This is a genomic window from Steroidobacter gossypii (assembly GCF_016801985.1).
In the GTDB taxonomy this organism is placed as follows: Bacteria; Pseudomonadota; Gammaproteobacteria; order Steroidobacterales; family Steroidobacteraceae; genus Steroidobacter; species Steroidobacter gossypii.
Genome location: NZ_JAEVLS010000005.1, coordinates 455,090 through 477,325 on the forward strand (window position 1 = coordinate 455,090; position 22,236 = coordinate 477,325).

General features: G+C 63.4%; 20 protein-coding genes and 1 riboswitch. Of the genes, 1 reads left to right on the forward strand and 19 read right to left on the reverse strand.

From position 1 onward, the window contains the following. Window positions 1–20: 20 nt before the first annotated feature. The 6 genes from JM946_RS22355 to JM946_RS22380 all read right to left on the reverse strand — a co-directional run bounded on the left by JM946_RS22355 (window position 21) and on the right by JM946_RS22380 (window position 5,950). Window positions 21–605, reverse strand: coding sequence for an RNA polymerase sigma factor (locus JM946_RS22355; protein ID WP_218043055.1), 585 nt, complete (start codon window positions 603–605; stop codon window positions 21–23). Window positions 606–649: 44 nt separating this feature from the next. After that, window positions 650–1,039, reverse strand: coding sequence for an 8-oxo-dGTP diphosphatase MutT (gene mutT / locus JM946_RS22360; protein ID WP_203169598.1), 390 nt, complete (start codon window positions 1,037–1,039; stop codon window positions 650–652). Further along, complete coding sequence (locus JM946_RS22365; RefSeq protein ID WP_203169599.1) at window positions 1,036–1,398, reverse strand: hypothetical protein; 363 nt, start codon at window positions 1,396–1,398, stop codon at window positions 1,036–1,038. Before JM946_RS22365 ends, mutT begins: the two co-directional genes overlap by 4 nt. A 15-nt stretch (window positions 1,399–1,413) precedes the next feature. Then, window positions 1,414–2,028, reverse strand: a complete 615-nt coding sequence (locus tag JM946_RS22370) for a class I SAM-dependent methyltransferase (RefSeq protein ID WP_203169600.1) — start codon at window positions 2,026–2,028, stop codon at window positions 1,414–1,416. Window positions 2,029–2,107: 79 nt separating this feature from the next. After that, complete coding sequence (gene secA / locus JM946_RS22375; RefSeq protein ID WP_407700587.1) at window positions 2,108–4,849, reverse strand: preprotein translocase subunit SecA; 2,742 nt, start codon at window positions 4,847–4,849, stop codon at window positions 2,108–2,110. A gap of 180 nt (window positions 4,850–5,029) precedes the next feature. Next, window positions 5,030–5,950 carry a M23 family metallopeptidase gene (locus JM946_RS22380; RefSeq protein ID WP_230979905.1) on the reverse strand — a complete coding sequence of 307 codons (921 nt, stop codon included), beginning with the start codon at window positions 5,948–5,950 and terminating at the stop codon, window positions 5,030–5,032. 204 nt (window positions 5,951–6,154) lie between these two features. Beyond that, window positions 6,155–6,249: riboswitch (cyclic di-GMP riboswitch) on the reverse strand. 67 nt (window positions 6,250–6,316) lie between these two features. On the opposite strand from JM946_RS22380, the gene JM946_RS22385 reads away from it, so the two are divergent. Continuing rightward, on the forward strand, window positions 6,317–6,625 hold the full coding sequence (locus JM946_RS22385; protein ID WP_203169601.1) for a DciA family protein: 309 nt from the start codon (window positions 6,317–6,319) through the stop codon (window positions 6,623–6,625). Between the two features lie 27 nt (window positions 6,626–6,652). Here the strand turns inward: JM946_RS22385 and lpxC are convergent, their stop codons facing one another. From lpxC to JM946_RS22450, 13 genes are all read right to left on the reverse strand, one after another. After that, a complete protein-coding gene (lpxC, locus tag JM946_RS22390; protein ID WP_203169602.1) occupies window positions 6,653–7,570 on the reverse strand; it encodes a UDP-3-O-acyl-N-acetylglucosamine deacetylase in 918 nt (305 codons plus the stop codon). 243 nt (window positions 7,571–7,813) lie between these two features. After that, the gene (gene ftsZ, locus JM946_RS22395; protein ID WP_203169603.1) at window positions 7,814–8,995 is read right to left on the reverse strand and encodes a cell division protein FtsZ; all 1,182 of its coding nucleotides are present in this window, start codon (window positions 8,993–8,995) and stop codon (window positions 7,814–7,816) included. A gap of 137 nt (window positions 8,996–9,132) precedes the next feature. Further along, complete coding sequence (gene ftsA / locus JM946_RS22400; RefSeq protein WP_203169604.1) at window positions 9,133–10,368, reverse strand: cell division protein FtsA; 1,236 nt, start codon at window positions 10,366–10,368, stop codon at window positions 9,133–9,135. Then, window positions 10,361–11,182: a cell division protein FtsQ/DivIB gene (locus tag JM946_RS22405; protein WP_203169605.1), complete on the reverse strand. Its 822-nt coding sequence runs from the start codon at window positions 11,180–11,182 to the stop codon at window positions 10,361–10,363. Before JM946_RS22405 ends, ftsA begins: the two co-directional genes overlap by 8 nt. Continuing rightward, the gene (locus JM946_RS22410) at window positions 11,179–12,162 is read right to left on the reverse strand and encodes a D-alanine--D-alanine ligase (RefSeq protein WP_203169606.1); all 984 of its coding nucleotides are present in this window, start codon (window positions 12,160–12,162) and stop codon (window positions 11,179–11,181) included. Before JM946_RS22410 ends, JM946_RS22405 begins: the two co-directional genes overlap by 4 nt. Beyond that, entirely contained in the window at window positions 12,155–13,069 is a 915-nt protein-coding gene (gene murB, locus JM946_RS22415) for a UDP-N-acetylmuramate dehydrogenase (RefSeq protein WP_322110963.1), read from the reverse strand. The genes JM946_RS22410 and murB overlap by 8 nt, the downstream gene beginning before the upstream one ends. Further along, on the reverse strand, window positions 13,066–14,493 hold the full coding sequence (gene murC / locus JM946_RS22420) for a UDP-N-acetylmuramate--L-alanine ligase (protein ID WP_203169607.1): 1,428 nt from the start codon (window positions 14,491–14,493) through the stop codon (window positions 13,066–13,068). Before murC ends, murB begins: the two co-directional genes overlap by 4 nt. After that, window positions 14,490–15,590, reverse strand: coding sequence for an undecaprenyldiphospho-muramoylpentapeptide beta-N-acetylglucosaminyltransferase (gene murG / locus JM946_RS22425; RefSeq protein WP_203169608.1), 1,101 nt, complete (start codon window positions 15,588–15,590; stop codon window positions 14,490–14,492). The genes murC and murG overlap by 4 nt, the downstream gene beginning before the upstream one ends. Further along, a complete protein-coding gene (gene ftsW, locus JM946_RS22430) occupies window positions 15,587–16,816 on the reverse strand; it encodes a putative lipid II flippase FtsW (RefSeq protein ID WP_203169609.1) in 1,230 nt (409 codons plus the stop codon). Before ftsW ends, murG begins: the two co-directional genes overlap by 4 nt. Further along, entirely contained in the window at window positions 16,813–18,192 is a 1,380-nt protein-coding gene (gene murD, locus JM946_RS22435; protein ID WP_203169610.1) for a UDP-N-acetylmuramoyl-L-alanine--D-glutamate ligase, read from the reverse strand. The genes ftsW and murD overlap by 4 nt, the downstream gene beginning before the upstream one ends. A gap of 4 nt (window positions 18,193–18,196) precedes the next feature. Then, window positions 18,197–19,282, reverse strand: a complete 1,086-nt coding sequence (mraY, locus tag JM946_RS22440) for a phospho-N-acetylmuramoyl-pentapeptide-transferase (RefSeq protein ID WP_203169611.1) — start codon at window positions 19,280–19,282, stop codon at window positions 18,197–18,199. Window positions 19,283–19,297: 15 nt separating this feature from the next. Continuing rightward, on the reverse strand, window positions 19,298–20,680 hold the full coding sequence (locus JM946_RS22445; RefSeq protein WP_203169612.1) for a UDP-N-acetylmuramoyl-tripeptide--D-alanyl-D-alanine ligase: 1,383 nt from the start codon (window positions 20,678–20,680) through the stop codon (window positions 19,298–19,300). Next, window positions 20,677–22,221 (reverse strand): UDP-N-acetylmuramoyl-L-alanyl-D-glutamate--2,6-diaminopimelate ligase, encoded by a 1,545-nt coding sequence (locus tag JM946_RS22450; RefSeq protein WP_203169613.1) that lies wholly within the window; start codon window positions 22,219–22,221, stop codon window positions 20,677–20,679. The genes JM946_RS22445 and JM946_RS22450 overlap by 4 nt, the downstream gene beginning before the upstream one ends. Window positions 22,222–22,236: the final 15 nt, after the last annotated feature.

Sequence of the window (22,236 nt, forward strand, 5' to 3'; positions counted from 1 at the left end):
CCAGGGTGCGCCAAAATATTTCAGCTCCGTTTACGGCGCGCCGGCGAGCCCGGAGCCTGAGCCGACGACGTCGGTTCCTGTTGTAGCGCCTTGGTAAGCAGCACCAACGCACGTGCCAGGCGTTTCTCCATCGTGGACAGGCTCAATCCAAGTCGCTCCGCGACTTCGCGCGGCGGCAACTCCTCGAACCGGCGCAGGAGCATTACGTCGCGGCATCGGGCGGGCAGCTCGCGGATCGCGTTCGCCAGCCGCCGCAATTCATGACGCGCCACCATGCGATCGAAGGGATCCGGCGCGGGAACCGCCTGCTCCAGCTCATCGAGATTGGCAATGGAGGCGAAACTCACGATCTTGGTCCGGCGCATTCGCTGAATGGCCAGGTTGCGCACCATGCGCAGGACATAAGCCGACGGATGATCGATCGCTCGCCAGGCTTCGTCCCGAAACAGGCGCGTATAGGCGTCGTGCACCAGATCCGCAGCCTGGTCGCGATTGCCTGTCATACGCCGCGCCAAAGCGAGATAACGCGCTTCGTGCGGCAGCACTTCGTCAATGAACCAGCGATCGATTTCTCTAAGCAGCGACACGCCGCAAGGCTGCGGCACGAATGTGAAGCTCTGATGACGCCGCCCGACGCGATCGTCATCGATCAGCGTCGCGCGGCACGCAGCGCTGGAATCATCGGACGGTCTGCTTCCAGCAGGCCCACCGTCTCCAGTTCCTCGATCGACACCCATTGCAATGGTTGCCCTTCCACCGAGCGCGGCTGCCCGGTGAACCGGGATACCAGCCAGAGATCGAGCAACACGCGCCGATCGGAATAACCATGCTCGTAGGCGATCAGCGGCGCCGCTTCGAGCACCTCGATGCCGAGCTCTTCCCGCAGCTCACGTTGCAAGCCCGCCAGCGGCGACTCGCCCGCCTCCAGCTTGCCTCCCGGAAATTCCCAACCGCCCGCCATGTGCTTGCCCGGCGGCCGCTGCGCAATCAACACCCGACCTTGCTCGTCGAACAAAGCGCCAGCGACGACGTGGATCATGTTCCGCGCGCTCTAATCAAGGCGATGGCTGCCTGCTGGTCGAGCTTGGGTCCGACATGCAATTTGACCTGACGAGCGCCAGCGCCGGCGCCCAGCTCGAGGAAGACTCTTTCTTCGACCGTACTGAGACCGCCTTCGATCATCTCCAGCGGCTGAATCAGCAGCGCAGGCTGGGCCGAGAACAGGCCGTTGGATTTCACTTCTTTCACCAGCCTGGTGAGCAGTTCCTCGGCGGCCTTGAATTCGCCGACGAGCAACCTCGTCGTGGTGAAGGCGGCTGTGCCGGCGGCGGTGGCGCCGTCCTTCAAGTTCGTCACTTCCATGCGATTCTTCTGAATATATGCAACAAGATCAGACATTCGTGCTCCGTCCGCTCACTGTTTGAGCCGCGCCAGCCAGACCGCATGTCCCCCGCAGTCGGGATCGTCTTCCGAGTGGGCCACGACGCTGAAGCCGTGCGAGTCCAACAACGTTCGATATTCTTCTGAAGACAGGCTCGCATGATACAGGGGCTCGCCCTGGTACCAGCCTATGGCCACGCCATGATCGGACCCTGTGGTGAACAACAGCAGCGCACCGGGGCTGGCGTGACACCTGAAGATTGGAAACATCGCTCGCTGGTGCTCATGCGACAGGTGAAACAGGCTGTTCCAAGCGATGAGCGCGTCAAACGTCCGATGCAAAGCGAGCGCGCGCATGTCGGCGATGATCCATCGATTGCCAGGAAATCGCGCGCAGCATTTCTTTATCAACGGCGGAGAAGAGTCGACACCGACCACGTCATAGCCGCGCTCGATCAGATACTTCGCGATGGGCTGCCCCGAGCCGCAACCGATGTCGAGCACAGAAGCGCCTGGCTGTAGCAGCGCCGTGAACCGATCCATCCACCCCTGTTCGATCACCGGATCGGCGCGACGATCGCGGTCCCATGCGTCCGCATGCCGTTGATACAGGCCAACGATGTCCTCGGGGTTGGCGGCATCGGACATGAGAGCACCACCGTCGATGCGCGAGCGTGCGGCTTATGCCGCAGCTCGCTATGTCAGCAAGGCTTGCGCGCGAGGCAGCTTATCCCTGCCCCGCCAGGGCACCGTGGCAATGTTTGAACTTCTTGCCCGAGCCGCACGGGCACGGCTCGTTGCGGCCGACCTTCTTGGTGTCGCGAACGAATTGCGCGACCGGCTCGGCTGAGCCCATCGCCATGTGCGGCTGCTCTTGAGCGGGCTGCGTGGGCGCAGTGAGTTGTTCCGGCGCGGCGTGCTGGAACTGCATGGCGCGAGCGAGGCGTGCCTGGCGCTCTTCCTCTTCGCGATCGATGTCAGCCTGCGTGCGCAGCTGCATGCGAGACAGCATGGACACCGTGTCGTGTTTGATGCGATCGAGCATGGCGCTGAACAGCTCGAACGCTTCGCGCTTGTACTCCTGCTTGGGATTCTTCTGCGCGTAGCTGCGCAGATGAATGCCCTGGCGCAGGTAGTCCATGGCGGCCAGATGCTCGCGCCAGTGCTGATCCAGCTGCTGGAGCATGACGGCCTTTTCGATGTGACGAACCACCGGCGCGCCATACATCTCGACCTTGGCTTCGTACGCCTGATCGATCACTTCGAGCACGCGCTTGCGCAGCCCCTCCTCGATCAGGTTCTTGTCTTCTTCCAGCCAGGCCTTGGGATCGATGCCGACCGCGAAGTCCTTCTCCACCGCCTGTTTCAGGCCGTCGAGGTCCCACTGATCCTCGATGCTGCCGGGCGTGACGTAGCGATCGATCAGCGCATTCACCACTTCTTGACGAATGCCGGCGATGGCGTCGCCGACTTCTTCGGCAGCCATGAGCTCGGTGCGCTGCGCGTAGATGACTTTACGCTGATCGTTGGCGACGTCGTCGTACTCGAGCAGGTTCTTACGAGCGTCGAAGTTGTGCGCCTCGACCTTACGCTGGGCGCGCTCGATCTGTTTGGAGAGCATGCGGCTCTCGATCACTTCGCCTTCCTTCATGCCGGCGGTCTGCAGCCAGCGCTTGACGCGTTCGGGATCGCCGAAGATGCGCATCAAGTTGTCTTCGAGCGAAAGATAGAAACGGCTCGAACCTGCGTCGCCCTGACGACCGGAACGGCCGCGCAGCTGATTGTCGATACGGCGGGACTCGTGCCGTTCGGTGCCGATGATGTGCAAGCCGCCGGCGGCCAGCACGGCCTCATGCCGTTGTTTCCACTCTTCGCGCACGCGAGCCTTGGTCGCTTCGTCGACTTCGCCCATGCCCTGCAGTTCGACTTCGAGATTGCCGCCGAGCACGATGTCGGTGCCGCGGCCGGCCATGTTGGTCGCGATGGTGACGGCGCCGGGCCGACCGGCCTGAGCGACGATCATGGCCTCGCGCTCGTGCTGCTTGGCGTTCAGCACCTGGTGCGGGATCTGTTCTTTTTCGAGCAGCTTGGACAGCAGCTCGGAAGTCTCGATCGACGTCGTGCCGACCAGCGCCGGCTGGCCACGCTGCACGCAGTCGCGGATGTCTTCGATGATGGCGTCGAACTTGTCCTTCTGCGTCAGATACACGAAGTCCGGATGATCCTTGCGCACCATCGGCCGGTTGGTGGGAATGACCACCACTTCCAGCCCATAGATGGACTGGAATTCGAACGCTTCGGTGTCGGCCGTGCCGGTCATGCCGGACAGCTTGGAATACATGCGGAAGTAGTTCTGGAAGGTGATGGAGGCGACCGTCTGGTTCTCTTCGCGAACCCGCACGCGCTCCTTCGCCTCGATGGCCTGATGCAGTCCGTCGGACCAGCGACGGCCCGGCATGGTGCGGCCGGTGAACTCATCGACGATGACGACTTCGCCATTGCGCACGATGTATTCGACATCGCGGTGATACAACGCGTGCGCGCGCAGCGCCGCGTTCAGGTGATGCATGATGCGGATGTTGGCCGCGTCGTACAGGCTCTCGCCCGGCTGTAACAGACCTGCTTCGGCGATCAGCTGTTCGGCATGCTCATGGCCGGCGTCGGACAGATGCACCTGGCGGGTTTTTTCGTCCGCCCAGTAGTCGCCCTCGCCTTCCTCGGTTTCCTGACGCTTCAAGCGCGGCGCCAGCTCGTTGATCTTCAGATACAGCTCGGTGCTTTCCTCGGCCGGACCGGAGATGATCAACGGCGTGCGCGCTTCGTCGATCAGGATCGAGTCCACTTCGTCGACGATGGCGAACGCGAGCTCGCGTTGCACGCGATCCTCGAGGCGGAACGCCAGGTTGTCGCGCAGATAGTCGAAGCCGAATTCGTTGTTGGTGCCGTAGGTGATGTCGCAGTTATAGGCGGCGCGCTTTTCTTCGGAGCTCTGGCCGCTCTTGATCACGCCGACCGTCAGACCGAGAAAGCGATAGACCCGGCCCATCCACTCCGCGTCGCGCGAAGCCAGATATTCGTTGACCGTGACCACGTGTACGCCCTTGCCGGGCAGCGCGTTCAGGTAGGCAGCCAGGGTCGCGACCAGCGTCTTGCCTTCGCCAGTGCGCATTTCGGCGATCTTGCCCTGATGCAGCGCCGCGCCGCCGATGATCTGGACGTCGAAGTGCCGCATGCCGAGCACACGGCGCGCGGCTTCACGAGTAGCCGCGAACGCCTGGGGCGCAAGCTCGTCCAGCGTCTTGCCTTGTTCGAGCAATTGGCGGAATTCCGCCGTCTTGGCCTGCAGTTGCTCGTCGGACAACGCACGGAAGGATTCTTCCAGGGCGTTGGTCTTGTCGACGATCCGGGAATAGCTGCTCAAAAGCCGCTGATTGCGACTGCCGAACAGCTGGGTCAGCCAATTCGCCACGCTGAAAACTCCGGGTGGGGGCGTTGGGAAAAGCCCGTTATTGTACACGCGCGCCCGGCGACTCTAATTAAGGTCTCGAAATGCTGAGCGTCGGACCGCCGTCAGGCTGGGGGCAGTCAGGGGTAAAACAAGGGGTGGTCCAGCCCGGCGCTGCCCGCCTTGCCGGATGATCGCTGAAGCCTATCGCCGGACGAAGGTCATCGGATCCACCGCGCGGCCCTGCTTGAGCACTTCGAAATGCAGGTGCGGGCCGGTGGAGCGGCCGGTGGAGCCCATCAGCGCGATGGGCTGGCCTTTTTGCACGGTATCACCCACCTGCACCAGCGCTTTCTGATTGTGCGCATAGCGGGTGACGTAGCCATTGCCGTGGTTGATTTCGACCGTGCGGCCGTAGCCGAACCGATCCTTGGAATAAGTGACCACGCCGGCGGCCACCGCCACGACCTGCGAGCCGGCCGGGCCGGCGAAGTCGATACCGCGGTGATAGGCGTTGCGGCCGGTGAACGGATCGGCGCGATAACCGAAGTGCGAAGAAATCCAGCCCTTGAGCACCGGGCGGCCATCCGGCACCACCTGCCGGCTCAGATTGCGGGTGGAAATCATGCTTTCCAGCACGCTCAGCTGACGCTCGCGGTCGCGGATCTGGTTGGTCAGGTTGTCCAGCATGGCGGTGATTTCGGGGGCGGCCACGGTGGCGCTTTCCACCAGGCCTTCCGGACCGCCGACGGCCGGCTCGCTATCGAAATTGAATTCGCCCTTGTCCAGGTTGGCCATTTCGGTGAGCCGGCGGCCCAACGCATCGAGCCGGATCACATGGGCGTTCATCTGGCCCACGCGGCTGGTGAGCGCATCGAGCCGTTCCTGAATATCGCGCCGGGCATTGGCGATTTCGAGGCGTTGCTGCTCGAGATGGCCGCCCCACTCGGTCACTTTGGCGGAAGGGTTGCTCAGCAGGCCGCTGCGCCCGAGCTGAATGCCGGCGAACAGTACGCCGCTCAGCACGGTCAGCACGATCGCAATCGTCACCGTCATCGCCAACGGACGGCCAAGCTCGAATTGGCGAGCCTTGCCGAAGCGCTTGGAGAACACGATGACGTTCATTGGATCACTACCTTGCTGCCTTTCGCGCCCTAAAAAGCCGATGTCATCAGCGACGCGACAATACGTTCACCCCCGCCTTGAACCGGCGCTGTGGACAGCATGGCTCGTGGCGACTTCAGCAGAGTGCCTGGTACTGGTCGAACAGCGCCGTGAGGCGCTTTCGACTTTACGGTGGACGTAGAACCGAATATTCGTGTTGTACATCCTGGCAACCCCGCTATCGTGGCGCAGCCCTCGTGGCTGGCCGTAGACCGGTGGCTTTGCGTCCCCGCCTTTCGACGGGTTTGCCCTTAACAGTGGCCGGAATATGCATAACGCAACGTACAAAGATCAAGCGCCTGGCGCCCAGAACGCGGCTTTCAGGGTATGACTGATCGTTTCAAGCCGCTGGGCGAAACCGTCGGCCCGCTGTTCGCTGAACTCGAACAGCGCGTCGCCGCCCATGTCGAACTCACTGAACGGATCCGTTCAGCCCTCACCGGACCGGAAAAAGATCATGTCCTGTCAGCGAGTTGCCGCGGCGACACGCTGGTGGTGCTGGCCGACTCGGCGGCCTGGTGCCCGCAGATCCGTTATGCCCAGGCGCAGCTGCTGGCGCAGCTGAACGGCGCCAGTGAGATGCAGGTCACAAAAGTCAAAGTTCGCGTTGGCAGGAAGCCCCGCGATCTGACCTGAACGACGGATTCGGCTGTAACGGCAGCTTTACGCGCTGACCATCGCGGCAGCGGGTACGTAGGATATCGGGCTGTCTTTTACGTTATCGAAAGTCACCGGCTCCCACGCATTGGGCGAGTTGATCAGCTTGCGCACCAGCTGATTGTTCAACGCATGGCCGGATTTGTGGCCGCTGAACTCGCCGATCAGGCTCCTGCCCAGCAGGTACAGATCGCCGATGGCGTCCAGGATCTTGTGCTTCACGAACTCGTCTTCGTAGCGCAGGCCGTCTTCGTTCAGCACGCGGTACTCATCCAGCACGATGGCGTTGTCCATGGTGCCGCCCAGCGCCAGGTTCTTGGAGCGCATGTATTCCAGATCGCGCATGAAGCCGAAGGTGCGCGCCCGGCTGATCTCTTTCAGATACGACGTCGTGGAGAAGTCCATCGACGCGGTCTGCGAGCGCTTTTTGAAGACCGGGTGATTGAACTCGATCTCCATGTTCACTTTGAAACCGTTGTACGGGGCGAAGCGCGCCCACTTGTCGCCGTCGCTCACTTCCAGCGGCGCCAGGATGCGCACGAAACGTTTCGGCGCGGGCTGCTCTTCGATGCCGGCCGACTGCAGCAGGAACACGAACGGTCCCGCGCTGCCGTCCATGATGGGGACTTCCTCGGCGGACAGATCGACATAGGCATTGTCGAGCCCGAGCCCGGCAAACGCCGACAGCAGGTGCTCCACCGTGGAGACTCGGACATCGCCGTTGTACAGAGACGTGCCGAGCATGGTGTCGCCGACGTTTTCTGCGTAGGCGCGCACATCCACCGGCTGATCGAGGTCGGTTCGACGAAACACGACGCCGGTGTCCACCGGCGCCGGGCGCAGCACCATCAGCACTTTTTTGCCGGAGTGCAGGCCAACGCCGGTCGCGCGGATGGTGTTCTTGAGGGTACGTTGTCGCAGCATTGAAGGGCTTCCAGGCGGCGCAGACCCTACACTGCCAGCAAGTGAACGGCAAGCCTCTGACTTGCCGTTACTTTTGCTTACATTGAAAAAAGGACTGTCCGATATAACTACTTGAATCGACTTGCGAGGCTACTGCGAAGTTCCAGGGGCACTATGCATGTTCCCTATGTAACCCATAGAGACCCGCGAAGCCCTGCTGAACCGTTCAAGTCAGCAGTCGTTACTCATCAGTCACTCCTCCCATCAATCCGCCTGTCGGCGCAAAAACGCGGGAATATCCAGCATCGACGTATCCTCCGCCGTCAAACCGTCGCCCACCGCGCGGCGCGCCTGGCCCGCATGCGGATCGCGCTGGTTGCGGATGTAGGTCGGCACATGCAGGTCGTCCAGCGTCGGCACCCGGCCGCGGCCGCCGGAGATGGCGGTCATACGACGGGTATCCTGCTGCGGCTGCTGCATGTGAGCGCTCGGGCGGCCGATGCCGGTGGCGACCACGGTCACGCGAATTTCTTCGCGCATCTCCGGATCGATCACGCAGCCCACCACCACGTTCGCATCCTCCGACGCGTACTGTTTCACCGTGTCGCCGACGATGCTGAACTCGCTGGTGCGCAGGTCCATGCCGGCAGTGACGTTGATCAGCAGGCCGTGAGCGCCCTGCAGATTCACATCCTCCAGCAGCGGGCTGGAAACAGCAGCTTCAGCGGCTTCACGCGCACGATGCTCGCCGCGAGAAACGCCGGTGCCCATCATCGCCATGCCGGTCTCGGCCATCACGGTGCGCACGTCGGCGAAGTCGACGTTGATCATGCCGGGACGGGTGATCAACTCGGCAATACCCTGCACCGCGCCCTGCAACACCTGGTTCGCGGACTTGAACGCATCGAGCAAAGTCACATCGCCGCCCAGCACGGTCAGCAGCTTCTGGTTCGGAATGGTGATCAGCGAGTCGACATGTTTGCTCAGCTCGGCGATGCCGCGCTCGGCGGAGCCCGAACGTTTCATGCCTTCCATGTCGAACGGCCTGGTCACCACCGCGACCGTGAGGATGCCCAGCTCCTTGGCGACCTGCGCCACCACCGGAGCCGCGCCCGTGCCGGTGCCACCGCCCATGCCGGCGGTGATGAACAGCATGTCCGAACCTTCGATCATTTCAATGATGCGATCGCGATCTTCCATCGCGGCCTGACGGCCCACTTCCGGATCGGCGCCCGCACCCAGACCCTTGGTGATGTTGCAGCCGATCTGCAGACCGACTTTCACCTTGGAATGTTTCAACGCCTGCGCGTCGGTGTTGATGCAAATGAAATCCACGCCTTCGATGCCGGCCTGGATCATGTGAGCGACTGCGTTGCCGCCGCCGCCGCCGACGCCGATCACTTTGATCACGGCGCCCTGGTTTTCTGTATCAGCTAGTACAAACATCGGTTAGTCCCCTCAATGTCAGCGAGACAAAGCAAATTTCAACTTGAGCCACGGCCGGTTCAGAGGCCCGCCGCGCTCACCACCTTCCCCAGAGATCCCCTTGTTGTTGCCATTTCCCTGGCGCTCATCTGAAGTCATCAAAAATTTCCTTGAAACCAAGCCTTCATGCGATCGAACGTGCTGCGTACGTTGCCGCCCAGCGGCAACTCGCGACGCCCGCGCAGATAATTCTCACGGCCGTACAACAACAGTCCGACGCCGGTGGAATGGATGGGATTGCTCACCACATCCACCAGCCCGGTGATGTATTGCGGTATCCCCAGCCGCACCGGCATGTGAAACACTTCTTCGGCAAGCTCGACCGCGCCTTCCATCTTCGCGCTGCCGCCGGTGAGCACGACGCCCGCGGCGATCACTTCTTCGAAGCCGGACCGGCGCAGCTCTTCGCGCACCAGAGCAAACAATTCCTCGTAACGCGGCTCGACCACTTCGGCGAGCGTCTGCCTCGCCAGCCGACGCGGCGGACGATCGCCGACGCTCGGCACCTCGATGGTCTCGTCGGAGTTCGCCAGCTGCGACAGCGCGCAGGCGAACTTCATCTTGATCTCCTCGGCGTGCTGCGTCGGCGTGCGCAGGCTGACGGCGATGTCGTTGGTCACTTGATCGCCGGCGATCGGCAACACGGCGGTGTGACGAATCGCTCCGCCCGAGAACACCGCGAGATCCGTGGTGCCGCCACCGATATCGACGAGACACACGCCAAGTTCCTTCTCATCGTCCGCCAGCACCGAATAACTCGAGGCGAGCTGCTCGAGCACGATGTCTTCGACCGCAAGCCCACAGCGCTGCACGCACTTCACGATGTTCTGCGCGGCGCTCTCGGCGCCGGTGACGATGTGCACCTTCGCTTCCAGACGCACGCCCGACATGCCGATCGGCTCGCGAATGCCTTCCTGGCTGTCGATCAGAAACTCCTGCGGCAGGATGTGCAGGATCTTCTGGTCGGCGGGAATGGCGACGGCGCGCGCGGCGTCGATCACGCGATCCACGTCCTCGGAGGTCACTTCTTTGTTCCGAATGGCCACGATGCCGTGCGAGTTCAAGCTGCGCACATGGCTGCCGGCGATGCCGGCATACACCGAATGGATCTCGCAGCCGGCCATCAGCTCGGCCTCTTCGACCGCGCGCTGAATCGACTGCACCGTCGATTCGATGTTCACGACCACGCCCCGCTTCAAGCCGCGCGAAGGATGCGAGCCCAGCCCCACCACTTCGATGCGACCCTCGTGATTCACCTCGCCGACGATGGCGACCACCTTGGAGGTGCCGATGTCGAGGCCGACGATCAGATTTCGGTCATTTCTTCTAGCCATCAGAGCGAGCATCCTGTGCGTCATGCGCGACGCGAGTGGGCGCGTTCCAGCCCACCGAAAAACCATTGCTATAACGCAAATCGACGTAACTGACCTCAGCTGCGCGGGCCGCGACTATCGGGCTCGCCACAGCAATGAACCTTTCCAGGCGGGCCGGCACGTCCTGCCGGCCGAGTCGCACCGTGACGCCGTTGTGGAGCGTCAACTGCCATGCGCCGCGCGCGTCCAGCTCGACTTTCGTCAGGCGCATGCCGACGCCGAGCAGGCGCGGGTACGAATCCAGATAAAGCTTGGCGACCTGAGCTTCGGTGCCCGCCGGGCCCACCAGCTGCGGCAACTCCTGTGGAATGTGCCGGGTATCTTTCAGGAACAGCTCGCCACGCGTATTCATCAAACCGGAGTCACCCCAGCGCGCCGCCGCCACGTGTTCAGTGATGAACACGCGCACGCCATTGGGCCATTTGCGTTCGACGCGCGCGCGATCCACCCAAGGGATGGTTTCCAGCGCGCCGCACAGCGCCTCCAGATCGATGGAAAGAAAACCCGAGCCGCGAAACGGCGCCACCACTTCTTCGATCTGCAACGGCGCGACGCGCTGAAACTGCCCGGCCACTTCGAGTTTGCCAATCGGTCGATCGAGCGAGACCACCAGGCCCCACACCATCACACCGAGACCGACGAACAACGCCAGCACGCCAAGCGCGGAGCGCAAGCCACCTTCGGCCACCCACGTGGCCAATGGCTGCAAGCGGGCTAAGAGGTCGAACCCCTCGCCCGCGGCCTTGCGACGATTGCGCTTGCGTGTGCCCATCATGCGCGGGGCGCTCCCTGGCTGAGTCGCGGCAGGCTGGTTTCCAGCACGCGCCACACCAACTCGTCAAATTCGATGCCGAGTGCTTTGGCCGCTTTGGGCACCAGCGAATGACTGGTCATCCCCGGCGCGGTGTTCACTTCCAGCAAATAAAAGCTGCCGCTGGCGCGGTCGCGCATCACGTCGACGCGACCCCAGCCAGAGCAGCCGGCCGTGCGGAACGCTTCGAGCGCGAGCGCACGGATCTCCTGCTCAGCCGCGCCGTCCAGACCCGGACAGATGTACTGCGTGTCTTCGGCTTTGTACTTCGCGTGGTAGTCGTAGTACTCGCCGGCCGGCACGATGCGAATGCTCGGCAATGCAATGTCGCCGAGAACGCCGACGGTGAGCTCGTCTCCCACGATCAACTGCTCCATCAACATCTCGCCCTCATAGCGCGCGGCCAGAGCAACGGCCTGCGGCAGGTCGGATTCCTTGAACACGCGAGTGACGCCGACGCTCGAACCTTCGCATGCGGGCTTCACGATCACCGGCAAGCCGAGCTCGCGCGCCGCTTTCTCGACGTCGCTGTTACGAGCCAGGCGCGCGTAACGCGGCGTCGGCAATCCGAGCGACAGCCACACTTGCTTGGTGCGGATCTTGTCCATCGACAACGCCGAGCCGAGCACGTCCGAACCGGTGTACGGAATTCCGAAAGCCTCAAGCAGTCCCTGCAGGATGCCGTCCTCACCGCCGCCCGCGTGACCGTGCAGGATGTTGAAGACGCGCTGGCAGCGTTTGTTGACCAGCTCATCGACCAGCGCGCTGATGCCATCGACCTGGTACGCGTCGACGCCCTGACGCTTGAGCGCATCCAGACAGTTGCTGCCGCTGTCCAGCGACACTTCACGTTCGGACGAAGTGCCACCCATCAACACGGCGACGCGACCGAAGTCACGTGGATTGGACACACGGCGCGGTCCGATCTTGTTTGTTTCAGCCATGACTCACCTCGCCCACGATGCGCACCTCAGTGTTGAGTCGCACACCGTGCTTTTGTTCCACCGTCTGCTGCACATGACGGATCAACTGTTCGATATCCGCCGCGCTCGCCGTGCCGTCGTTGACGATGAAGTTCGCGTGCATCTCGGACACTCGCGCGCCGCCGATGCGAAAACCTTTCAGGCCGCACGCTTCGATCAAGCGGGCCGCGTGGTTGCCGGGCGGATTCGTGAACACCGAGCCGCACGACCACTCTTGAATGGGCTGCGTCGCCTTGCGCTTGGCGAGCAGTGCGCGGATGTCGTCGTTGCTCACACCCGGCCGCGCTTCGAAACGCAACAGCGCGCCGAGGAACCATTCATCGCCCACGTCATGGGATTGGCCCGACACATGTCGATAGCCAATCTGGTAGTCGGCCGCGGGACGTTCGCGCCGCACGCCGTTGCGATCGATCACGGCGACGGCCACGACGTGATTCCATGTTTCACCACCGAACGCACCGGCGTTCATCGCCAGAGCGCCGCCGAGCGTGCCGGGAATGCCAGCAAAAAATTCCGCGGGCCCCAGGCCCCACTTGACGCATTGCTTGGCGAGCTTGGCGCAGGCGACGCCACTGCCACACCAAACCTCGTGGTCGCCGCGACGCTCGAGCTCATCGAAGATGCCGTGCGTCTCGATCACCGCACCGCGGATGCCGCCGTCGCGAACCAGTAAGTTGCTGCCCAGGCCGATCCACATGACCGGCGTGCCGGGCTCGAGGCTTTGCAGGAAGCCGGACACGTCGGTCGCATCGAGCGGCGAGAAAAACAAATCCACCGGGCCGCCCACGTGCCATGACGTGTGCTTCGACATCGGTTCGTTGCGCTTCACGCGCGCTTCGAAATCGGGCGGCAGGGACAACGCGTTCACGGTTGCCTCCGCTCGGCGGACAAGGTCGTCAAAGCGCTTGCCAACTCCGGCGCCAAGCCGCCGATGCTGCCCGCGCCCATGGTCACGATCACGTCGCCGTCGCGGGCGATTTGGATCAGCGCGCGCGGCAGCTCATCGATCTTTTCGACGAACACCGGCTCGACACGGCCATGCGAGCGCACGGCGCGGCAGATCGCCTTGCCGTCCGCGCCTGCGATGGGCGCTTCGCCAGCGGCGTAGACCTCAGTGACGATCAGCGCGTCGGCGTTGGCCGACAGCACGCGCGCGAAGTCATCGAGCAGATCGCGCGTGCGGCTGTATCGATGCGGCTGGAACGCGAGCAGGATGCGGCGATTCGGCCAACCCTGCCGGATAGCTTCCAGCGTGGCGGCGAGCTCGGTCGGGTGATGCCCGTAGTCGTCGATGATCGTGACCTTGCCTGCCGAGGTCTGCACGTCGCCGTACTGTTGCAGACGGCGATCGACGCCATGGAACGAGCCGAGCGCGCGCTGAATCGCCGTGTCGCTCACGTCGAGCTCTTTGGCGACGGCGATGGCCGCCAGCGAATTGAGCACGTTGTGCGTGCCGGGCAGATTCAACTTCACCTGCAGGGGTCGTGCGCCGGCGCGGTGTACTTCGAAGCAGGTCTGCACGCCTTGCCGAACGATGTTCACGGCGCGGACGTCGGCGTCGCTGCTGTCGATGCCGTAAGTCACGAACGGGCGATTGATCCGCGGCAACAGACTCTTCGCGATCGGATCGTCCGCGCACACCACGGCCAGGCCGTAGAACGGCAGGTTGTGCAGAAAGTCGATGAAGCTCTGTTTCAGGCGCTCGAAGTCACCCTCGTGGGTGCCCAGATGATCGTTGTCCACGTTGGTGACGATGGCGATCATCGGTTGCAGATGCATGAACGAGGCGTCGCTCTCGTCGGCCTCGGCCACCAGATATTTGCCGGTGCCCAGGCGCGCGTTGCTGTCGGCGCTCTTCAATCGACCGCCGATCACGAACGTGGGATCGAGACCGCCTTCGGCCAGGATCGACGCGACCATGGACGTCGTCGTGGTCTTGCCGTGCGTGCCGGCCACCGCGACGGCGTAACGGAAACGCATCAGCTCGCCGAGCATCACGGCTCGCTGCACGATAGGCAGACGGCGCGACTTCGCTTCCACCACTTCGGGATTGTCCGCTTGCACCGCCGTCGACACGACCAGCACGTCGGCCTTGCCCACGTTCTCTGCAGCGTGACCGATCATGACCTGCGCGCCGAGCTTCGTCAGCCGTTGGGTGACAGCGTTCGGCTTCAGGTCGCTGCCCTGCACGTGATAGCCGAGGTTCAGCAGCACTTCGGCGATGCCGCCCATGCCGCTGCCGCCGATGCCGACGAAATGAATGCAATGAATGCGACGCATGCGATCTTTCATGCGGCACCTCCGACGGCGGCGACGCAGGCGTCGGCGAGACGCACATCGGCATCGGTGATGGCGACTGCGCGAGCCCGCATCGCCATCGCTTTCAATTGCTCACGTCCACCGCTCAACAATTTCTTCAGCTCCTCCGCGAGCCGTTCAGCCGTGAGATCGCGCTCGGCGATCGAGATGCCCGCCTGCGCATCGACCAGGAACTTCGCATTGAGCGTTTGATGATCGTCGACGGCCGCGGCGAACGGCACGAAGATGGCCGGCAATCCGGCGGCGGCAAGCTCGGACACGGTCATGGCGCCGGATCGGCACACGACGACATCGGCCCAGCTGTACGCTTCCGCCATGTCGGTGATGAAGGCGCGGATGTCGGCCTGCACGTCGTGCTTCTTATATGTCTCTTGCACGAGCGGCAGGTGCCGCTCGCCGGCCTGGTGGATCACTACCGGCCGAGACGCCGCATCGATCAGCGCGAGCGCGGCTGGCACGGTAGCGTTGAGCTTCATCGCGCCCTGGCTGCCGCCAATGATCAGCAAGCGAATCGGACCTTGACGAGCGGCGAAGCGCTGCTCGGGCGAGGCGATCGCTGCAATCTCACGACGCACCGGATTGCCTACCTGTTCGGCATTGGTGCCCGACGGGAAACTCTTCGGAAACGCTTCGAGCACTCGACGCGCAAGCTTCGCCAACATGCGATTAGTCATGCCCGCCACCGCGTTCTGCTCATGGATAACGAGTGGTCGGCGAGTCAGCCACGCCGCCACGCCGCCGGGGCCTGCGACGAACCCACCGCAGCCGAGCACGACGACCGGGTTGCGACGTCGAATGACTTGCAGGCTTTGCCAGATCGACTGCACGACTCTGAACGGTGCGAGCAGCAGCGTCGCCGCGCCTTTGCCACGCAGACCGCTCATCGAAATCCACTCGATCTCGATTTGCGCCGGGGGGACCAGCTTGGCCTCGAGACCTTTCCTGGTTCCCAGCCACACGGGCTCGAAGCCGCGCTCACGAAGCACGCGAGCGGCCGCGAGCGCCGGAAAGACATGCCCGCCGGTTCCGCCAGCCATGATCAGCACTGTCTGCTTCGCCGCGCGCGTCATTCGTCATCCTCCTCTCGCTCGCGGCGAGAAGGCCGACGCTGCGCAGTCCCCGAAGAGGGACGCGACACGGCGAGCCGACCCGACGTGCTCGCTTCGTGATGAATGCGCATCAGAAAACCCAGCCAGCCGAGCGTCACCATGACGCTCGAACCGCCGTAGGACATCAGCGGCAGGGTCAGACCCTTGGTCGGCAGGATGCCCATGTTTACGCCAACGTTGATGAAGGTCTGCAACGCCAGCCAGATGCCGAACGCAGCGGCGCAGTACGCTTGAAACGCCAGGCCGGCTTCGGCGGCCATGCGCGAGATATGGAAGCTGCGCCACACCAGCACGACGAACAGCGCCAGGGTGAGAATCACGCCCATCAGGCCGAGCTCTTCGGCCAGCACGGCGAACACGAAGTCGGTGTGCGCTTCGGGCAGATAGAAAAGTTTCTGCACGCTCGAACCCAGGCCCACGCCGAACAGTTCGCCGCGCCCGATGGCGATCAACGACTGCGTGAGCTGGAAGCCCGAGTTGAACGGATCGGCCCACGGATCCATGAACGCAGTCAGACGCTTCAGTCGATAGGCCGAAGTCACTGCGATCAACGCCATGCCTGCAGCCGCAATCGCAACCAGCGCGAAGAAGTGACGCAGCTTCACTCCGGCCAGGAACAGCACACCGAGCCCCGTCGCCATGAGCACGGTGGCAGCGCCGAAGTCGGGCTCCATCAGCAGCAGCGCCGCGGCGCCCATCAACACACCCAGGGGCTTGAGGAAGCCTTTGAGCTCCTCTTTCAATTCCGCCTGACGTCGCACCACGTAGCTGGCCAGATAGGTCAGTAACAACACGCGCGCCATCTCGGACGCCTGGAAGTTCATGACGCCAGCGCGCAACCAGCGACGGCTGCCGTTCACTTCGTGACCGATGCCTGGAATCAAAACCAGCAGCAGCAGAATGAATGCGACCAGCAGCAGCGGCATGGCCAGCCTTTCCCAGACCGCGGTCGGGACGGTCATCATGACGGTCGCGGCCAGCACGCCGAACGCCACGCCGGTGAGCTGACGGAACAGGAAATAAAGCGGGTCCTGCAATTGCTTGTCGGCGATGCTGATGGACGCGGACGTCATCATCACCAGCCCGAGCAGCAGGATGCCGGCCACCGTCATCAGCAGCACGCCGTCGAACGCAAAGCGCCGCGGCCGGCCGTTGGATCTTGCAAAGGTCAGAGTGGCTGCACTCATGATTGCAGCCCTCGCACGGCGGCGGCGAACACATCGCCGCGATGGCCGTAGTCACGGAACATGTCGAGGCTCGCGCAGGCAGGCGACAGCAACACTGTCTCACCCGGACGCGCCGCGTTGGCGGCAAGCTGCACGGCCTCATTCATATCTATGGCGAACTGAGTCGTAGCAACGCCTTGCAAAGCCGCGTCGAGTTGCTTCGCGTCCTGCCCGATCAGCACCACGTGCCGCACCTTGCCGCGAAAAGCTTGAGCCAGCGGCGCGAAGTCCTGACCTTTGCCCTGGCCGCCAGCAATCAGCACCAGCGAACCCGGCATGCCGGCCACGGCGGCCAGCGTCGCGCCGACGTTCGTACCCTTGGAGTCATCGACGAAGCGAACGCCTTCGATGTCCGCAACCCACTGCGATCGGTGCGGCAAGCCAGCGAACTCACGCAGCGCCTGCAAACAGGCCGGTCGCGACAAATCCAGTGCTTCACACATGGCGAGCGACGCAAGCGCATTCGCCGCATTGTGCAAACCGCGAATCTTCAACTCCGACGTCGCGACCAGCCGCTCGCGGCCGCGCATAAGGATGACGTCTTCGCCTTGCACCTGAACGTGATATTCCGCGCCTGAATCGGCACTCAGACTGAAGCGGAGGACTCGCGGCGAGTCATTGCGCATGGCGCGCACAGCCGCATCGTCCAGATTCACGATGGAAGCATCCGCACGTTGGAAGATGCGCTCTTTCGCCGCCACGTATTCTTCGACCGTGTCGTACCGATCCATATGATCTGGCGTCACATTGAGCACGGTGGCCGCGGCAGCGCGCAGCGAGTGCGTCGTCTCCAATTGGAAACTCGACAGCTCCAGCACGTACAGCTCGGGCACGGGATCATCGAGCAGATCCAGCGCCGGCCGGCCCAGGTTGCCGCCCGCGACGGCGCGACGACCGGCGGCATTCGCCATCAAGCCCACCAAAGTGGTGACCGTGCTCTTGCCGTTAGTGCCGGTGATAGCAGCGATGGGCGCCTTCGCCTCGCGCACGAACAGCTCGATGTCGCCAACGATTGGAATGCCACGCGCAGCGGCGCTCTTGAGGAAAGGTTCTTTGAGAGAAACGCCAGGCGACGCAACGACCTGCGACGCGCCGTCCAGCAGCGCCTGGTCGAAACCACCGAGGCGAGCGTCCAGCCCCGGCGCGAGCTTCTCGAGAGCCGCGGTTTCAGGCGGCGCGGCCCGGCTGTCGGTCACTGCGAAGCTCACGCCACGCGATTGCAAATATCGCGCGCACGACAACCCCGTCCGGCCGAGGCCGACGACGACCGAACGCTCCCCGGCCGCCGGGAGCGGCAAGCGAGCGTCAGGGCGAGTTGTCTGTTCGCGCGGCGTCATTGCTCTAGCGCACCTTCAACGTCGCCAGCCCGATCAACACCAGGATCACCGAGATGATCCAGAAGCGCACGATGACCTTCGGCTCGGCCCAGCCCTTGAGCTCGAAGTGATGATGAATCGGCGCCATGCGGAAAATGCGTTTGCCGGTGAGCTTAAAGGAGGCCACCTGCACCATCACCGACACCGTCTCCATCACGAACACGCCACCCATGATGAACAGCACGATCTCCTGGCGGACGATGACCGCGACGATGCCTAGTGCCGCACCGAGCGCGAGGGCGCCAATGTCGCCCATGAACACTTGCGCGGGATAGGTGTTGAACCAGAGAAAGCCGAGACCTGCGCCGACCAGCGTCGCGCAGAACACCAGGATTTCACCGGTGCCCTCGATGAAAGGAAGGCCGAGATAATCCGAGAACACAGCATGGCCTGTCGCATATGCAAAGACCCCCAAGGCGCCGCCCACCAGAACCGCCGGCATGATGGCGAGGCCGTCGAGACCGTCGGTGAGATTCACCGCGTTGCTCGTGCCGACCACCACGAAATACGCCAGTGCGATGAAGCCCACCGAGCCGAGCGGCACCATCACCGTCTTGAACAGCGGCACGTACAGGGCGGTCTCGGCCGGCGTCTTGGCCGTCATATATAAGGCGACCGCGCAGCCCAGCCCCGCGACCGACTGCCAGAAATATTTGTAGCGCGCGATCAGGCCGCGGCTGTTGCCGACCACCAGCTTCAGATAGTCGTCCCAGAAACCGATCAGGCCGAACGCCAGGGTGACCAGCAGCGTGACCCAAACGAAGCGATTGGTGAGGTCGGCCCACAGCAAGGTGCTGAACGTGATCGCCACCAGGATCAACAGCCCGCCCATGGTCGGCGTGCCGGCCTTGGGCAGGTGCGTCTTCGGGCCGTCGTCGCGCACCCGCTGGCCGATCTGATTCAACGACAGCTTCTGGATCATCCAGGGGCCGATCATGAAAGAGATCACCAGGGCCGTGAGCGCCGCCAGAATCGCGCGCAGCGTCAGGTACTGGAAGACGCGGAACGCGCCTTCCAGCAAGGCCAGCTGTTTAGTCAGGTACAGCAACATTCAGTAGTTGTTCTCTTAATGATGGCCGTTGTTGTTGGAGCTCGGCGCGCCGGTCAGAGCGGCCGACACACGCTCGAGTCGATTCGCGCGCGACCCTTTAATAAGTACCGCCACGCCTGCGGTGAGCGACGCCTTGGCTTCGCGGATCAACGCATCGATATCGGCAAACCAGCGCCCGCCAGGACCGAACGCCTCGACTGCGAAATGCGAGCCTTCGCCAATGGCGAGCAAACGCTCGATACCGGCCTGGCGCGCGTAGCGGCCAACTTCGGCATGCAGCTCGTTGCTCGCATCGCCCAGTTCTTTCATTTCCCCCAACACCAGCCAGCGCGAGCCGGCGAAAGCGCGCATGGCGTCGAGCCCCGCCTTGAGCGAGCTCGGGTTGGCGTTGTAGGAGTCGTCGACAATGAAGGCGCCGTTGATCGCCGGCTTCAGTTCCAGCCGGCCGGCGACGGTCTTCATTGCGCTCAGCCCCGAGGCGATCTGCTCGATTTCCGTGCCAGCCGCGCAAGCCGCTGCCGCTGCGCCCAATGCATTGCGCAGGTTGTGAAGACCGGCGAGCGGAATCGTGGCGGGAATCGTGCCGTCCGGCGTGACCAGATCGAAATCGATACGGAAGCCGTTCGCTCCGCTCACCTCACGCACCTTGTGCGCCATGAAATCGGCCGGCTGTTCAAAGCCGAACGTGAGAATCCGATCCGCGCTGCTCATGTCGCGCCACTGAGAGGCGTACTTGTCGTCCGCATTGATGACGGCGACGCCTTCCACCGGCAGCGCCTGAAACATTTCGCCTTTGCCGGTCGCAACGCCGTCCAGGCTGCCGAAGCCTTCCAAGTGCGCCGCGCCAGCGTTGGTCACCATGCCGACCGTTGGCTCGGCGAGGGATGCCAAGTGAGCGATCTCACCAAGATGGTTGGCCCCCATCTCGATGACGGCGTATCGATGCTGCTGGGTCAGCTCGAGCAGCATCAGCGGCACGCCGATGTGATTGTTCAGATTGCCACGCGTGATCAAGGTCGGACCGAGTTGCGACAGGATCGAGCCGATCAGCTCTTTGGTCGTGGTCTTGCCGTTGCTGCCGGTGACGCCCACCACGGGAATCTTGAACTGACGGCGCCACGCACGAGCGAACGCCGACAGCGCCGCCAACGGATCGGCGACGACGATCTGTGGCAAAGCGACCGGAAGCTGCCGGGACACCAGCGCGGCGGCCGCGCCTTTCTCGGCAGCGGCGGCCACGAAGTCGTGGCCATCGAACGTCGGTCCGGCGAGCGCGACAAACAACGCGCCCGCTTTGATGGTTCGCGTGTCCGTCGAGACGCTCGTGAACTCACGATCTGCGCCTGCTACCTGACCCTGCGCGTAACGCGCGATCTCACTCAATCGCCAGGCAATCATGACTGCCTCCTCAGCGCTCGCAGCGCCTGCTCGCGGTCGCTGAACGAACGACGCTCAGTGCCCACGATTTGATAATCCTCGTGGCCCTTGCCGGCGATCAGAACCACGTCGGTTCTATCGCTCGCCGCAATCGCGCGAGCGATGGCGAGCGCACGATCGCGTTCGACGAGCGCCGCTTCGGGACGAGTCAGCCCTTTGAGGATGTCAGCGACGATCGAGTCACCGTTCTCGGTGCGCGGGTTGTCGTCGGTGACGATGACGCGGTCGGCGAGACGCTCGGCAATCGCTCCCATCAGAGGGCGCTTGCCAGGGTCACGGTCGCCGCCGCAACCGAACACACAAACCAATTTGCCGCTGCGATGCTTGCGCACGGCGAGCAATGCTTTTTCCAACGCGTCCGGCGTGTGCGCGTAGTCGACGATGGCGAGCGGCCGGTCCGGCGCGGTGATCGTTTCCATTCGGCCGGGCGGCGGCGCGCAGTTCTCTAGCGCAGCGACGGCCTGCGGGATCGATACGCCACTGGTCAGCAACGTGGCGAGCACGGCCAGCAGGTTCTCCACGTTGAAGTCGCCGACAAACCGAGAGCGCAATGTCGCCGGCCCCCAGCTGCCATCGAACTCGATGTCCAAACCGTTGGGCGCGGCGGTCACGCGGCGAGCAAACAATTGCTTCACCTCGCCCTTCTCGCTGTGCCAACGCGGATCGAGCTGGATCGGTCCATTGCGACTGAACACGACCAGGCAGGTGTGTGCCACCCGCGTCGCCAGCTCGCGGCCGAACACGTCATCTACATTGATGATGGCGTTACGCAGACTCGGCCAGCGGAACAGATGCGCTTTGGCCTCGCCGTACTCTTCGAGCGTGCCGTGATAGTCGAGATGATCGCGGGTCAGATTGGTGAACACCGCGGTGTCGAAACGCACGCCGTAAACGCGACCTTGATCGAGCGCATGCGAGGACACTTCCATGCCCAGGCAACGCACGCCTTCGTCTCGGAGTTCGGCGAGTTGCCGCTGGACCGTGATGCAATCCGGCGTGGTCAGCGTACCTCCGCGCAACGCGCCGACGCGGCCGTAACCCAGCGTGCCGGCGTAGGCGGAAGTCACATTCAGCCGTTGCAAGGCGTCTGCGATGACATGCGCCGTAGTGGTTTTGCCGTTGGTGCCGGTGACGCCGACGACACGAACGCCAGTCGAGGGCGCATCGAAGAACCAATCGGCGATGGTGCCGAGCCAGTTCGTCAGCTCAGGGATGGCGATCAGCGGAACGCCTTCAGGCAGGTTCGGAGCAGCCACTCCTTCCGAGGGCTCCCAGAGGATAGCGCTAGCGCCAGCCTTAACAGCTTGCTCCGCAAAGCCGATGCCGTGCGTGCGCGTGCCCGGCAATGCGACGAATGCAGCGCCCGGCCGCACCGCCCGGCTGTCGAGCGTGAGATCGCTGATCTGCAGATCGGGCGGCACAAAATCCAGGGACGACACGCCGCTGTCCGCAAGCAGTGCTCGCAGATTTTTGACGCGTACCTTGTCGACCCGGCTGTTCATGACGATCTCTGCAGC